Source organism: Acidimicrobiales bacterium (assembly GCA_041394185.1).
Classification (GTDB): Bacteria; Actinomycetota; Acidimicrobiia; order Acidimicrobiales; family Poriferisodalaceae; genus JAAETH01.
The window spans coordinates 1-14,574 of sequence record JAWKIQ010000006.1 but is presented as its reverse complement, the minus strand read 5'-3'; the positions used below and the strand labels follow the sequence as shown (position 1 = coordinate 14,574).

The window sequence follows — 14,574 nt, the reverse complement described above, 5'->3', positions numbered from 1 at the left end:
TGTCGCTAAGACCTGGACGCGGGCATGGGGCCGATAGCGGAGCAGCTGATTCGCCATCCAGGCTCTTGGCAGACCAAACTGCGGAGATGCCGACCGGATCCGACATCATGTTCCAGACCGCCCTTGCGGCGGGAATCGACACCTGCTTTGCCAACCCGGGCACGACCGAGATGGCGATGGTGGCCTCCCTCGACCGCGTACCTGGCATGCGTGCTGTGCTGACGATGTTCGAGGGTGTAGCTTCCGGAGCGGCCGACGGCTACTGGCGTGCCAGCGGCAAGCCGGCGCTCGGCCTGTTCCACCTGGGCCCCGGGTTCGCCAACGCCCTGGCCAACAACCACAACGCCCGGCGCGGCTTCTCACCCGTGGTCAACCTGATCGGCGACCAGACGACGTCGCACCTCCCCTACGACGCTCCCTTGACCTCAGACACCGAGAAGGTCGCCACCTGGGCCGGTTGGCACCGCTATGTGCGGTCGACCAACGACATCTCCGCCGACACGGCCGCCGCGATCGAGGCCGCCACCACCGGCCAGCGGGGCCCAGCGTCGCTGGTCATCCCCGCCGACGTCACCTGGGAACAGGCTCCCGACGACATCACCATGCCAACGATCGGCGCCCTCAGCCCGGTGGCCGACGACGTCATAGCCGAGGCGGCCGAGCTTCTGCGACGCCCCGGCACCGCCTTGATCGTGGGCGGCGCCTGGCTCACTGCCGACATGGCGCTCGACGCCACCGCCATCGCGCACGCCACCGGCTGTCAGCTGTTCAGCTACCGGGTGCCCAACGCCGATGTCGGCCAGGGAGTACCTCGAATCATCGAGGTGCCTTACTTCCCCGAACAGGCCATGCAGGCGCTGGCCGATGTCGAGACCGCCGTGATGCTTGGCACCACCGAACCGGTGACCTTCTTCGGCTATCCCGATACCCCCAGCGAAACGCTGCCCGCAGGCTCGCGACGCTTCTCGATGGGCGGTCCCGAAGCCGACGTGGCGGCCGCGCTGGGCGCTCTCGCCCAGACCCTCGGCGCAGCCCGCCAGCCGGTCAGCACACCTGCCCGCCCCGACAAGCCCACCGGCCCGCTGAACGTCGACACCCTGGGCGCGGCGGTCATCGCCGGCATGCCCGACGGCGCCATGATGGTCCAGGAAGGCATCACGTCGGCTGCGGGGCTTCGCCGCTATTCGCTCAGCGCCCCTACCCACCCCAGCTTCTCGCCCACGGGCGGGGCAATCGGCGGCGGGCTTCCGCTGGCGGTCGGAGCTGCCTGTGCCCAACCCGACCGTCGTGTCATCGCCTTCCAGGCCGATGGCTCGTCGATGTACACCATCCAGTCACTGTGGACGATGGCGCGTGAGAACCTCGACGTGACCGTGGTTCTGTGCAACAACCAGCGCTACGCCATTCTCGAGGTCGAGTTGTTGCGCGCCGGCATCGAGAAGCCGGGGCCCAAGGCGGCCTCGCTGACGTCGCTGGGCAATCCGGTCATCGACTTCGCCACCGTCGCCAAGGGAATGGGCGTAGACGCGACCAGGGCCACCACAGCCGACGAATTCGTCGCTGCATTCGACCGGGCAAACGCAGAGCCGGGGCCCCACCTCATCGAGGCCCTCCTCTGACCGCAACGGCCCGCCACCCGGCCCGCGAACTGCTGTCGCGGCCCCTGTTTCGGCGGTTTCTGGCCGCCAACTTCTTGATCATGACCGTGGGCGGCAGCCTGCGATTCCAGTTCGTGTGGCTGACAGAGGAGCTCACAGACTGGGACGGCGCGCCCGGTCTGGTCATCCTGGGGTTTGGGTTGCCCGCCATGATGCTGAGCCTGCAGGCCGGCTCGCTCAGCGACCGGGTCAGCCAGCGCAATCTCATCATCGCCATGGCACTGGCCGCTGCGTGCGTGATGATCACCACGGCCGTCCTCGTGGCCACCGACATCGCCACCCCCCGGTGGGCGGCTGCGGTGGCGATCTTGGCCGGGGCCGCCATCGCCATGATGAGCCCGGCGTTGCAGGCCGCCATTCCCAGGTTGGTCGAACCCGAGTTGTTGATGAGCGGTGTGGCCCTGGGGTCGATGGCGATGAACGTTTCGTTGATGGCCGGAGCCGTCGTCGGTGGTGTGGTGATCGAGGTATTCGACATCCAGACCTCGTTCGCCGTGATGGCGGTGTTCCTGGTGCTGGCCGCCTACTTGATGCGACCGGTCATCATCGCCCAAGCGTCCGGGCAACCGCCTGCTCGTGCCGGTGCAATACGCGATGGGCTGCGGCTGGTACGCAGGCTCGAACCCGTGCGCAGCCTCGTCGCCTGCGGTTTGGTGATGTCGACCGCAGGTGCGCTGGTGCAGATCTCGACGCCCGACATCGTTCGCGACGAGATGGGTCTGGGCGCTGGGCCCGCCAGCTTGCTGAACCTGTTCCTGGGCGTGGGAATGTTTGCCACCACGGCATTCATCGCCAGCCGCAAGACCATCTCGCGCCGGGGTCTTTGGATGGCGCTGGCGTTCTCCAGCATTTCGGGCTCGATGATGGTGGTGCTGGGGTTCAGCAAGGTCTATGCACTGTCTGCGGTTGCGATGTTGGCCTGGGGCCTGGGCGGCGGAATCGTCGTCACCATGCAGCGGACCTTGATCCAAGAGCACACACCCGGCGAGTACATGGGCCGGGTGATGGGCCTGCTGATGTTGACCATGACCGGAAGCCTGCCGTTGGCCGCAGCGCTGGCCAGCTGGCTCAACGCCACCATCGGGCCGCCCAACACGCTGGTGATCACCGGTTTCGTCGTGTCGTGCGCGGCTGCCACCATCAGCCTGCGACCTGCCATTCGCACCGTCGAGTGACCGCGGGCGACACAGATACGGCTTCGGTGACCCAACCGAGGTTGCTATTTGGGGCAGACTCTCTCGGGTGAGTATTCGTTGGCTGTGGTTTCCGGCAGCTGTCGCGGTGGCTGTGGTGGTCGGTGTGGCGCTGGGTCTGTTGACAGACACCGACTCTGACTCTGAGGTTCAGAGTTCTGCCTCGTCCACCTCGACAACGGTCTCAAACGACCCGACGTCTACGACCACCGCCTCGCCGACCACGACCGTCACCACCGACGACACCGCCGGCACAACGACCACCACCGAGGGCAACAGTGTTCCCGTCGGGTTCTCGACCCAGTGGGGCTGGTTCCACACCGGCACGTCGACTGGCGAGCTTCCCGCCATGCAGCCAATCCCAGAGCAGACCGCCCTGGTCGTGGCCGACTTCGATGGCGACGGCAGCGACGACATCATCGTTGGTGGCAGGCGCGGCGAGAACGCTCTGCAACTGATGCGCCTGACCCCGTCTGGCTGGTCCACAGCAGTGATCGAGCCAGACGAACTCAGCATCGAGGCCGGCGGGGCAGCACACGACATCGACGGCGACGGCGACCTGGATCTGGCGATGGGTGGCGACTTCTCCAGCCAGGATGTGTGGTGGTGGGAGAACCCCGGAGCCGACAACATCGAACAGCGCTGGACGCGCCGCACCATCAAGACGAACGGCGGTCCCAAGCACCACGACATGGTGTTCGCCGACATCGACGGCGACGGCCCGGCCGAGCTGATCTTCTGGAATCAGAGGTCCGAGACCCCGACTCTGTGGGCGGCGACGATTCCTGCCGATCCGACTTCGGCCGGCCAATGGAACCGCGACAGCATCTTCTTCGGCACCGACGCCAGCGAGGGCCTCGATGCCGGTGATGTCGACGGCGACGGCGACATAGACCTTCTGGCGGGCGGCAATCTGCTGGTCAACGACGGATCCGGCGGCTTCTCCGCCACCGAAATCGCCGCCGATCTGGTCGGTGGACGAGCGCTCATGGCCCAGCTGGTCGCAGGCGATGCCGCCGAGCTGATCTTCGACTCCGGCGAGGCAGCGGGGCCGACGGTGTGGTTCCAGTGGGACGGCTCGCAGTGGGTCCGTAACGAGCTGCGTTCGGTCACGAACCAGGGCCACAGTCTCGACGCCGGCGATGTAGACGGCGACGGCGACGTCGACATCTTGAGCGGTGAGATGCGTCTGGAGGTCGGCGACGCCGCAAGGCTCACCGTGTTCCTGAACGACGGCGCGGGCTCGTTCGAAACGCGAGACATCTCGTTTGGTATGGACAACCATGCCTCGTCGTTCGGCGACGTCGACGGCGACGGCGACCTCGACATCGTCTCGAAGCCGTTCAACTGGGACACCCCCAGGCTCGATGTGTGGATCAACAGCGAGGCGACCGCGCTGGCCAACGGTTGGCAGCGCACCGTCATCGATCCCAACCGCCCCGACCGGGCCGTGTTCTTGCGTGCCGGCGACCTCGACGGCGATGGCGATGCCGACCTCGCTGCCGGACCGTGGTGGTATCAGAACCCAGGCGACACGACCGGCGAGTGGGTTCGCAACAGCTTCGGCGAGCCTCTCAACCAGGTTGTCCTGCTTTACGACCTCGATCTCGATGGCGACCTCGACGCCTTCGGCACCGAGGGGGTTGGCTCAGAGCCCAACGCCGACATGGTGTGGGCGCGCAACGATGGTGGTGGCCAGTTCACCGTCATCCCCGGCATCGCCGAGGGTGATGGCGACTTCGTGCAGGGCGCCACCGCCGGAGCATTCGGAGATACCGAGAGGCTGCGGGTGCTCATCAGCTGGCACGAGGCGGGCAAGGGAATCCAGTCGTTCTCGCCCGTCGTGGGCGAAGAGTCGACGCGCCGGTGGGATTACGAGGTCATCATCGACGAGAGCCAGGACGAAGACCTCAGCTCGCCCGATGTCGACGGTGACGGCGACCTCGACGTGATGATGGGCACCATGTGGCTGCCCAACCGTCCGGGCGGTTCGCCCACCGTCACCCTTCATCAGCCTGCAACCGGAACACCCGACAGGCATCGCTCGGTCGACATGGACGGCGACGGCGACATAGACGTCGTGGTTTCCTATGAAGACTCCCAGAACGGCAGGGTCGCCTGGTACGAGCAGGGCGACAACCCCGAAGACCCTTGGACCGAGCACCCGATCGGTGATGTGACGTTGGGTCTGTCGATGGACGTGGGCGACATAGACCGCGACGGCGACATCGACGTGGTCGTGGGCGAACACTCGACCACCGACCCCAACTCGATGTCGCTCCTGCTGTTTGAGAACGGCGGCGACAGCCGCTCGTGGCTGCGCGGTCGCATCTCCACCGGCGACGAACACCACGACGCCACGGTCTTGGTCGATCTCGACGGCGACAACGACCTCGACATAGCCTCTCTGGGTTGGACTCACGGCCGTGTGGTCGTGTTCGAGAACCCGGGGGTCTAGTGGACGAACCCAGCAGCAACGTCGCTGATGCACCGCGCCGCCGGTCGGCTGCCCGCCGGCAAAAGTCGGGCCGCAACCGCGCCATCGCTCTTGGGTTGACCCCCCTGGTGGTGGGAGCCGTCGTGTTCGCGGCTGCTTTTGTGGTGCGTTCTGCCACCGCCGACCGCTTCGCTCACGAGACCACCGTTCTCGGCCTGCGCGACAGCGCCAACGGAGCTTGGGACAATCGCAACGCCCTGGCCGAGGTTCTCACGACAGAGGCCGACGCCAGGATGGCCTCGACCAGTGGCCTCCAGATCGAGGTGATCTCGCGTTTCAACAACCTGCTCGACATCGTTGTCGAAGCCGACGATCAAGCGACGGCCACGTCCGTCGCAGACGAGATCGTCGGCCTGGGCATAGACGAGCGGGCTGCGGCAGCCACGCTGGTGCTGCGTACGAGGGTCGAGGCCCTCGAAGACCAGTTGGTCGAAACCAAGGCTGCCCTCGCCGAGGCCGAAGCTGTTCGCGATGCTGCAGGCGACCAGGCCGAGGCCGCGGTCCGCGACGAGCTTCAGCGCAACGTCAACAGCCTGGTCGAGTCGCGCAACTACCTCGAACGCCAGATCGAGCAACTCGGCGCCGAGATCGAGGGAACGATCGTGCCCGTCGACGTAGTCTCGTCGTCTGCGCTGGGGGTTGTTGCGCCCAAGCCGGCCCGCGACGCCGCTCTTGCAGGCGCGGTGGCAGCCATAGTGGCCGCCGTGTTGCTGGCCGCGCTCGCCACCCGACCAAGCTGACCCGATGAGCCGTCTCGGTCGCATCTTGCCCGTCATCGCGGTGGCGATGCTGGGCGTCGCCGATCTTCAGGTCGCCGGCTGGGGCTGGACGGCCTCGGCCACCGGCCCGTCCAACAGAACGCTGGCACTGGTTGTGGTGTGGACGTTCGCGGCGGCGGTGGGCATCTTCACCATCGCCAGAGCCCCAAGGGACCGCCTTGCGCGCCTGTGGCCGCTGGCCGCGCTGGTCGGTTGGGCGGCGATCAGCGGCCTGTTTGGCATCGACCCAGCCCGTTCGGTGTTTGCGGCGTTGGGTCTTGCTGCGGTGGCCCTTGCGGCGGTCGCGGCCGCGCTTGGGCCAGGCCGTGGGTTCTTGGGTGTTGCTGTAGGCACGGGCGTGTTCACCTATGCCTCCCTCGTGGGCGACGCGATCAGCCCGGCCGACGACAGCTTGTTCCTGGGCCGGTTCGGGGGTTACGCGTCCGAGCCGAACGTCATGGCCTACATCGCTGGGCTGTTCATCGTTTGTGGTGCCATCAGCGCCGCTGGCACCAAGCGTCGGGCGGCCAGTGCCGCCATCATTGCGATATCGCTGCCCGCGGGCCTCTATGCCGTGGTCGAGTCCGATACCCGAACAGCGTTTGGGGCACTTGCCGTCGCAGGCCTGGTCGCCGCGTTCGACCGGGCCCCCATGCCGTTGATCGTCGCCGGGTTCGTGGCGGCGGTGCTGGTGTACCCGCAGGTGGATCTGGCCGATGCCACCAGCGCCGTCAGACGTGACAGCACCGAGCAACTGTCCGAGCTCAATGGCCGCACCCCCATCTGGCGGCTTTCGTTCAACGCGATCGAGCAAGATCCTTTGACTGGTGCTGGCCTGGCGTCGGGCGAACCCCAGATACGTGCGGCCGCCCACGGCGAAGGCATCGCCGTGTTCAGCGCAAGCTCGCACAATCATGCGATCGAGATAGCCCGCGAGCTCGGGTTGGTGGGCCTGGGGTTGGCCTTGGTGGCCCTGGTCAGGGCCGCGCCATGGAAGAGCCGTCGCCTCCGGCCGTTGCTCGCCTATCTGTTGGTGATGTCGGTCACCATGCCCACGTCGGGGCTACCCGGCTTGATAACCGCTGCATGGTTCGTGGTGATCGCAACAGGGTCCACGAGTTCACCCGGAGTTCACTCGACCGCGCTGGGCGAGGGTCGACAGGAGTCTGTAGGTTCAATCCGAGGCACCGATGGACGACGACTTCCCCTACATCAACCGTGAGCTGAGCTGGCTCGACTTCAACGATCGCGTGCTGGCGATCGCCGACGACGAAACGGTTCCTCTGCTAGAGCGCGCCAAGTTCTTGGCGATTCACAGCTCCAACCTCGACGAGTTCTTTCAGGTGCGCGTTGCCGGCGTGGTCAACCAATTGGCCGCGGGCGTAGGCAAGCTGGCACCCGACGCCATGAATCGTTCGCAGATCCTGGCCGGCATTCGCGAGAAGGTGCAGCAGCAGCACGAGCGTGCCGAGCGCATCTTCCACACCGAGCTGGTTCCGGCGCTTGCCACCGAGGGCATCGCTTACAGCAACTGGCAGAGCCTCGACGACGACGACCGCGAATTTCTCGACGTCATGTTCCGCGACCGGATGTTCCCGGTGCTGACGCCGCTGGCCGTAGACCCGGCCCACCCGTTTCCCTACATCTCCAACAAGTCGCTGAACCTGGCCGTGTTCCTTCGCCATCCCGAGGGTGGCGCCTTGCAGTTCGCCAGGGTGAAGGTTCCGCCCATCCTCCCCCGCTTCGTCGTGATGCCAGACGGCGAGCGGTTCGTGCCGCTCGAGCAGGTCATCGCCGTACATCTGGGCGAGCTGTTCCCCGGCATGGATGTGGTCAGCCACGTGCCGTTCCGCGTCACCCGCGATACCGACATCGAGATCGACGACGACACCGCCGCCGACTTGATGGAAGAGATCGAGAGCCAGCTCGCCCGCCGTCGTTTCGGCGGCGCCGTGCGCCTCGAGGTCGAACAACACGTCGAGGACGAGGCGCTCGAGTTGCTGCAGCGCGAGCTGCGCATAGACCCCCAGCACATCTACCTACTCGACGGCCCACTCGACATGACCGGCCTGTGGTCGCTGTACAACCTCGATCGTCCCGAGCTCAAGTACGAGACCTACACCCCGCAAATTCCCCCCGCCTTCTTGCGGGCCCGCGCCGCGGGCCGCTCCATCTGGGCGACCCTTCGCGACCAGGACGTGCTGGTTCACCACCCCTACGAGTCGTTCGTGTCCTCGGTAGAAGAGTTCGTGGCCCGCGCAGCCAAAGACCCCTGGACGTTGGCCATCAAGATGACGCTCTATCGCACCGCGTCCGATTCGACCATCGTCGACTCGTTGATAGAGGCCGCCCAGGCCGGCAAGCAGGTGGTGGTGCTGGTCGAGCTGAAGGCCCGCTTCGACGAAGAGGCCAACATCGGTTTCGCCAGACGCCTCGAGCGCGCTGGTGTGCACGTGGCCTATGGCCTCGTGGGTCTAAAGACCCACAGCAAGACGGCCCTGGTTGTGCGCCAGGAGGGCGACACCATCCGCCGCTATGGCCACATCGGTACCGGCAACTACAACGCCCAGACCGCGCGTATCTACGAAGACCTGGGCGTGTTCACCTCCGACCCCGAAGTCGGCGCAGACCTGACCTATCTGTTCAACTCGCTCACTGGATACAGCGCAGACGACAAGTTCAACCGTCTGGTCATCGCGCCCCAAAGCGTTCGCCCCGCCATCCTCGAGCTGATCGACATCGAGAGCCACTACGACGATGGCCACATCGTCATGAAGATGAACTCGCTGGTCGATCCCGAGATCATCCAGGCGTTGTACGAGGCCAGCCGCCGCGGCACGCGCGTCGATCTGATAGTGCGTGGCATCTGCTGCTTGGTGCCAGACATCGAAGGGGTGTCCGAGAACATCAATGTGGTCAGCATCGTCGGCCGCTACCTGGAACACAGCCGCATCTATCGCTTCGGGTCGGCGGCCCGTGGCTATCACCATCTGATCGGTTCGGCCGACATGATGCAGCGCAACCTCGACGGCCGCGTCGAGTGTTTGGCCCCCGTCAGCTCGCCCAACGATGTCGACCGGCTCAACCGCATGATCGACCTCTATCTCGACGAGGACGCCATCGCGTGGCATCTCGATAACGAGGGTGTGTGGAGCCTGCACCGCGACGAGCACAGCTTCGACGTGCAGGAAGCGATGGAGCAGGGTGCCGCTGCGGCCTACCTGTACGGCCGCCAGGAGACCATCTGACCCGGGCGGCTATTCGCCACCGCCGCCATACGAGTAGCCATAGCCGTAGTACGACTCGGCTTTCTCGGTCGAGTGTGTGGTGACTATTCCGGCCAGGCGCACGCCGGCTTGTTCGCACTGGATCAGGGCGTTGTCGAGCTCGCGACGGCTGGTCTTGCCCATGCGTACGACCAGGATGGCCACGTCGGCTTCCTTGGCAAGCACCAGCGCGTCGCTGACGGCCAGTGCGGGCGGGCAGTCGACCACCACGGTGTTCCAGCTGGTTTCGAGCTTGCCGTACACGGCGTTGACGTGACTCGACGCCAGCTCATAACGGCTGGCCGAGTTCTTGGCCTTTGGCGACACCAGAAGGGTCACGGGCTCGCCGCTGGTCGGGTATTCGAACCACTGTTCCGTGGTGGGGTCGACATTGCCGTGCATAACGGCGGCGAATGCGTTCTGGCCTTCGGCGTCGAACAGCTCGGACACGGTCGAGTTCAGCAGGTCGCCGTCCAGCACCACCGTCGACCGGCCAGAGCGTGCCATGGCCAGGGCATAGTTGCCGGCCGTCACGCTCTTGCCTTCGTTCGGGTTGGCGCTGGTGAACGCCACCACCAATGGGGTCTGGCCTTCGGTGGCGACCTCGATCGCGGTGCGCATGTAGCGGAACGCCTCGGCTTCGCGCCTGGCGTTGCGTCGGCCCACTACCAATGCAGCGCTGCCGTCGGAGAACTTCTTGCGGAACTTCGGAATCGTCGCCAGGATCGGCACGTCGGGGCCGGCGACGGCGCGTACGTCGTCAAGCAGGTTCAGCTTTCCCCGAACACGCGAGATCACCACGGCGGCGATCAGGGTCAGCACCAACGCCAACACGGCGATCTGCACGGGCCTCATGATCGAACTCTGGGCTGACTCGACAGCTGGCGTTGCCCGGTTGATCACGCGAACCTCGCCGGCCGAGCTGGCGATCAGGAACTCGCGCTCTTGAATGGCCTTGTCATAGTCGCCAAGGCGGTCCAGCGCCTGGCCGGTGCGGTTCTCGAGGATCGAGATCTCGTCCTGGGTGGCGCCGTTGGCCCGGGCCTCGTCCAGTTGGGCTCGAAGGGCGTCGATGTCGGCCAGCACCTGGTCGCGCTGTTCGCGAAGTGGAGTCAGCTCGCGGCTGAGGTTCTCGTTCGACTCGACCACGCGTTGGGCGACGAATTCGTCGACGGCGGCGTCTACGCCCAGTTGGGCGGCCTGGGCGTTGGTGGCCTCGGCGGTGATGACGATGACGGGCGTTTCTTCGCTGTTCGTCCCGAAGAAGCGAATCAGGTCGTCGCCCTGGTCGCCCATCCGCTCGGCCACCGCCACCTCGAACTCGGCAGACTCCAGGCGCAGCAGCTGGGCGGCGATCTCTTGCAAAGCGTCGTTGCGGGTTCTCGACGCACCGATGCCCGCTGCGGCCTCGTCGGTCAGTTCCACCGATGCTTTCGAGCTATAGGTGGGGTCGCTGACGGTCTGGGTCAGGAAGGCAGCCAGCCCGGCTGCGATGGCCACCAGGACGGCGATTGGCGCCGCCTTGCGCAGGGAACGAAGCGCACGGCGAGTTATCAGTTCGTCTTCGTCCAAGTATCGACTGTCGGCCACCGGTGTCCAATCGTTTCGTCGCACGCGCCCAACCCGACTGCGGACACATTAGGGGTCAGGGTTGCACCCTGTAAACGACCTGGTTACCATACTTCCCGTGAGCCATTTCTCCGCGTCGCTTCTCCTCCTCATGTAGGTGGGTGCCCACATACCGGCACCCGCCGAACCTCCTGTGCCCACGGGCCGGGGGGTTCTTTTGGTTTTCGGGTTCGATTCGCAGTCCCTGGTTCACACAGCAGCCAACGATTCACAGAGGTCAACATCATGAAGACGTCAGCTCAGCAGCCGAGCCGAATGCCCTTCGACAAGTACGTTCCGTACGCCTACGCCCCCAATCTGACCGACCGCACCTGGCCAGATGCCCGCATCACCAAGGCCCCCACCTGGTGTTCGGTAGACCTGCGCGACGGCAACCAGGCCCTCATCGACCCCATGGATGTTGCCCGCAAGCACGAGATGTTCGAGCTGCTGGTCGAGATGGGCTACAAGGAGATCGAGGTCGGGTTTCCGGCGGCATCCCAGCCCGACTTCGACTTCCTGCGCGAGCTGATCGAGGGCAACAAGATCCCCGACGACGTCACCATCCAGGTGCTGACCCAGTCTCGTCCTGAAATCATCGAGCGCACCTTCGAGAGCCTGGCCGGCTGCAACCGGGCAATCGTTCACCTCTACAACTCCACTTCCACCCTCCAGCGACGCGTCGTGTTCGGCCTCGACTACGACGGCATCATCGACATCGCTGTGCAGGGCGCCGAGCTGTGCACCAGGCTGCGCGAGCAGAGCGGCAACCCCAACATCCGCTTCGAGTACTCGCCAGAGAGCTTCACCGGCACCGAGATCGATTTCGCAATCGAGATCTCCGAGCGGGTCATGGACACCTTCGGCTCGTCGGCCGACGATCCGTGCATCATCAACCTGCCGGCAACGGTCGAGATGTCTACGCCCAACCTGTACGCCGACATGATCGAGTACTGCCACCGCAACTTCAGCGACCGCGATCGGGTCATCTTGTCGCTGCACCCGCACAACGACCGCGGCACCGCTGTGGCGGCCGCCGAGATGGGCCTCATGGCAGGCGCAGACCGCATCGAGGGCACCTTGTTCGGCAACGGCGAGCGCACGGGCAACGTCGACATCGTCACCTTGGGCATCAACATGTTCACCCAGGGCGTCGATCCCGAGATCGACTTCAGCCGCATCGACCATGCCCGCCGGGTGTCCGAATACTGCAACCAGATCGAGGTGCATCCGCGGCATCCATGGGTTGGCGACCTGGTCTACACCGCCTTCAGCGGCAGCCATCAAGACGCCATCAAGAAGGGCTTCGAGGCCATCGGCGACGAGTACGGCGAGTGGGAGGTCCCCTACCTGCCGGTCGACCCCGCCCACCTGGGTCGCACCTATCAGGACATCATCAGGGTCAACTCGCAGAGCGGCAAGGGTGGTGTCGCCTATGTGTTGAAGAACGACTACGGCATCGACATGCCCCGCCGCCTGCAGATCGAGTTCGCCCGAGTCATCCAGAAGATCACCGACGACGGCGGCGAGATCTTGCCAGACGCCATCTACAAGACCTTCGAGGAGACCTACCTCAACACCACCAGGCCCCTCACCTACGTCGGCCACAAGTCCAGCTACGACTCCAACGCATCAGACGAGGTCGAGGTCGAGGCGACCGTCATGCTCAACGGCGATCAGCGCATCATCAAGGGCACCGGCAACGGCCCCCTCTCGGCGTTCAAGCACGCCATAGAAAAGGAGTGCGGCATCGAGTGTGTCCTTGTCGACTACACCGAACACTCCATGGGCACCTCTGCCGACGCCAGCGCAGCCGCGTATGTCGAAATCGAGAACCCCAACGGCGACGTCTTCTGGGGCGTCGGCGTACACCCCAACATCGTCACCGCCTCGATGAAAGCACTCGTCAGCGCCATCAACCGCACCTAGAACCCGGTGTAGCTACAGCAGAGCGCCCGCGGCGATGATCAGTGCGGCAAGAGAATCTCGCTCGCCTCGGGGCCGATTGCCGGAACGAGCCGGTCGTGAAGGTGTCGGCGGTTCGCATCAGAAATCATGGTAACCCTCGGGTTGTTGTCACATCGAGGGGAAGGTGCGAAGAACCCATCCAAGCGGTGGGACAGCGCCTGTCGCGTCGGGGAGCGCCCCGATCAGAGCTCAGCTCTGCATCAGGCCGTGCAGGCGGCGAGCCACTTGCGACACCTCGTCGAGTCCGGTGGCCACGTCGATCACCAGGTCATAGACGTCGTCGTTGGACGCCGCCGCTATGTCGACATCGTTCAACTCGAGCATGGCAGCCGCACACATCCAGCCGAGACGCTTGTTTCCGTCCACCAACGGGTGGTTCACCACGACCGAGATCAACAGTGCCGCCGCCCTGTGCCACAGATCCGGGTAGAGGTCGACGCCACCGAACGAGGCCCTGGGCCGGGCGATAGCAGAATCGAGCAACCCCAGGTCGCGCACTGGCAGCGGATCGCCGAGCAAATGGGTTGCGAGCCGCACCGCGTGACGCAGTTCGAGATAGACGATCAACGTCCCAGCCGGTCCAGCGCTTCACCGTGGACCGTCATCACTTTGGCCGCTATTGCGTCGAGACGCTCGAGCATCTGCTGGTCTGCAAGTGCGTCGCACGCAGCGTTGACCGCATCGTCCATCGTCGCGTCGGGAAACATGGCGCGGAGCCGATCGCGAGTTTCGGTCGAGACTTTGATCGTGGTCATCGAGGCCATCCCCCGAGTATACCGATCGGGATACCGAGGGTAGAGAGAGCGATGGGACCAAAGAATCTGCCTACCGTGGTATCCGTTCGGATACCATGACGGTATGGATGCAGCGAGTCTGATTAGAGAGGCCCGATTGGGTTCGGGACTGACGCTTCGAGAGCTTGCCGCCGCGGCCGCAACATCACATTCGACGATCGCGGCCTACGAGTCGGGCAGGAAGTCGCCCAACGTCGCCACGCTCGACCGGATTCTTCGCGCCTGCGGGTATGCCTCCGACGTTCAGCTGACACGCCGACACCGCAGCGGCCTGGGTGGCAGCAAAGGCGACGAGCTTGCCGCTGTGCTCGAGCTCGCCGCCCAGTTCCCGGCCCGCCACTCTCCCACCCTGCAGGCTCCAGTGTTCGCCAGGGCCCGATGACGCTCGTCGAACAAATCATCACGCTTCACCGCCACCTTTCTGACGGCGGTATTGCCCATGCGTTCGGCGGAGCGCTTGCCCTGGCCTGGTGCACAGAGCGGGCCAGGGCGACCATCGACATCGACGTCAACCTATTCGTAGAAGCCGCCGCCGCCGACTTGGCCCTGCGGTGCCTCCCAGCCGACATCGAGATCACCGAAGAAGACCGCGCAGCAATCTCTAGGGATGGCCAGACCCGGCTGTGGTGGGGCGAGACACCGGTCGATGTGTTCTTCAACACCACACCGTTCCACGACCAAGCGAGTCGCCGAGCCAGGCTCGAGCGCTTCGGCGGCGCCGACGTTCCCTTCTTGGCCTGCAGCGACCTGGCCGTGTTCAAGGCATTCTTCAACCGAACCAAGGACTGGGCCGACCTCGAAGAGATGGCAGTAGCCGGTTCGCTCGACACAC

The 14,574-nt window shown here is 65.2% G+C and carries 12 protein-coding genes; 9 read left to right on the top strand and 3 right to left on the bottom strand.

Annotation, left to right across the window (positions count from 1 at the left end):
• Positions 1-86 precede the first annotated feature (86 nt).
• From R2770_21755 to ppk1, 6 genes are all read left to right on the top strand, one after another.
• Positions 87-1,619, top strand: coding sequence for an acetolactate synthase large subunit (locus R2770_21755; GenBank protein ID MEZ5283091.1), 1,533 nt, complete (start codon positions 87-89; stop codon positions 1,617-1,619).
• A 74-nt stretch (positions 1,620-1,693) separates the two neighbouring features.
• Positions 1,694-2,833: an MFS transporter gene (locus R2770_21750; GenBank protein MEZ5283090.1), complete on the top strand. Its 1,140-nt coding sequence runs from the start codon at positions 1,694-1,696 to the stop codon at positions 2,831-2,833.
• Between the two features lie 67 nt (positions 2,834-2,900).
• A complete protein-coding gene (locus R2770_21745) occupies positions 2,901-5,309 on the top strand; it encodes an FG-GAP-like repeat-containing protein (protein MEZ5283089.1) in 2,409 nt (802 codons plus the stop codon).
• Positions 5,309-6,088 (top strand): hypothetical protein, encoded by a 780-nt coding sequence (locus tag R2770_21740; GenBank protein MEZ5283088.1) that lies wholly within the window; start codon positions 5,309-5,311, stop codon positions 6,086-6,088. Before R2770_21745 ends, R2770_21740 begins: the two co-directional genes overlap by 1 nt.
• 4 nt (positions 6,089-6,092) lie before the next feature.
• Positions 6,093-7,328, top strand: coding sequence for an O-antigen ligase family protein (locus R2770_21735; GenBank protein ID MEZ5283087.1), 1,236 nt, complete (start codon positions 6,093-6,095; stop codon positions 7,326-7,328).
• A complete protein-coding gene (gene ppk1 / locus R2770_21730; GenBank protein ID MEZ5283086.1) occupies positions 7,297-9,354 on the top strand; it encodes a polyphosphate kinase 1 in 2,058 nt (685 codons plus the stop codon). The genes R2770_21735 and ppk1 overlap by 32 nt, the downstream gene beginning before the upstream one ends.
• Before the next feature lie 9 nt (positions 9,355-9,363).
• Here ppk1 and R2770_21725 read toward each other — a convergent pair whose 3' ends face one another.
• Entirely contained in the window at positions 9,364-10,944 is a 1,581-nt protein-coding gene (locus R2770_21725; GenBank protein ID MEZ5283085.1) for a CpsD/CapB family tyrosine-protein kinase, read from the bottom strand.
• Between the two features lie 282 nt (positions 10,945-11,226).
• Here R2770_21725 and leuA point away from each other — a divergent pair, with 282 nt between their 5' ends.
• Complete coding sequence (leuA, locus tag R2770_21720) at positions 11,227-12,909, top strand: 2-isopropylmalate synthase (GenBank protein MEZ5283084.1); 1,683 nt, start codon at positions 11,227-11,229, stop codon at positions 12,907-12,909.
• Positions 12,910-13,137: 228 nt separating this feature from the next.
• Here leuA and R2770_21715 read toward each other — a convergent pair whose 3' ends face one another.
• Complete coding sequence (locus R2770_21715) at positions 13,138-13,515, bottom strand: type II toxin-antitoxin system death-on-curing family toxin (protein MEZ5283083.1); 378 nt, start codon at positions 13,513-13,515, stop codon at positions 13,138-13,140.
• Positions 13,512-13,703, bottom strand: a complete 192-nt coding sequence (locus tag R2770_21710; GenBank protein ID MEZ5283082.1) for a hypothetical protein — start codon at positions 13,701-13,703, stop codon at positions 13,512-13,514. The genes R2770_21715 and R2770_21710 overlap by 4 nt, the downstream gene beginning before the upstream one ends.
• Before the next feature lie 103 nt (positions 13,704-13,806).
• Between R2770_21710 and R2770_21705 the strand changes: the two genes are divergently transcribed.
• Together R2770_21705 and R2770_21700 are read left to right on the top strand one after the other, a co-directional pair.
• Entirely contained in the window at positions 13,807-14,124 is a 318-nt protein-coding gene (locus R2770_21705) for a helix-turn-helix transcriptional regulator (GenBank protein MEZ5283081.1), read from the top strand.
• Positions 14,121-14,574, top strand: a 454-nt coding sequence (locus R2770_21700) for a hypothetical protein (GenBank protein MEZ5283080.1), incomplete at its 3' end; no start/stop codon positions are given. The genes R2770_21705 and R2770_21700, both read left to right, overlap by 4 nt.

Coding starts and splice junctions, on each gene's coding strand:
- R2770_21755 (MEZ5283091.1), top strand. CDS start 87: ATGCCGACCGGATCCGACATCATGTTCCAGACCGCCCTTGCGGCGGGA.
- R2770_21735 (MEZ5283087.1), top strand. CDS start 6,093: ATGAGCCGTCTCGGTCGCATCTTGCCCGTCATCGCGGTGGCGATGCTG.
- ppk1 (MEZ5283086.1), top strand. CDS start 7,297: ATGGACGACGACTTCCCCTACATCAACCGTGAGCTGAGCTGGCTCGAC.
- leuA (MEZ5283084.1), top strand. CDS start 11,227: ATGAAGACGTCAGCTCAGCAGCCGAGCCGAATGCCCTTCGACAAGTAC.
- R2770_21710 (MEZ5283082.1), bottom strand. CDS start 13,703: ATGACCACGATCAAAGTCTCGACCGAAACTCGCGATCGGCTCCGCGCC.
- R2770_21705 (MEZ5283081.1), top strand. CDS start 13,807: ATGGATGCAGCGAGTCTGATTAGAGAGGCCCGATTGGGTTCGGGACTG.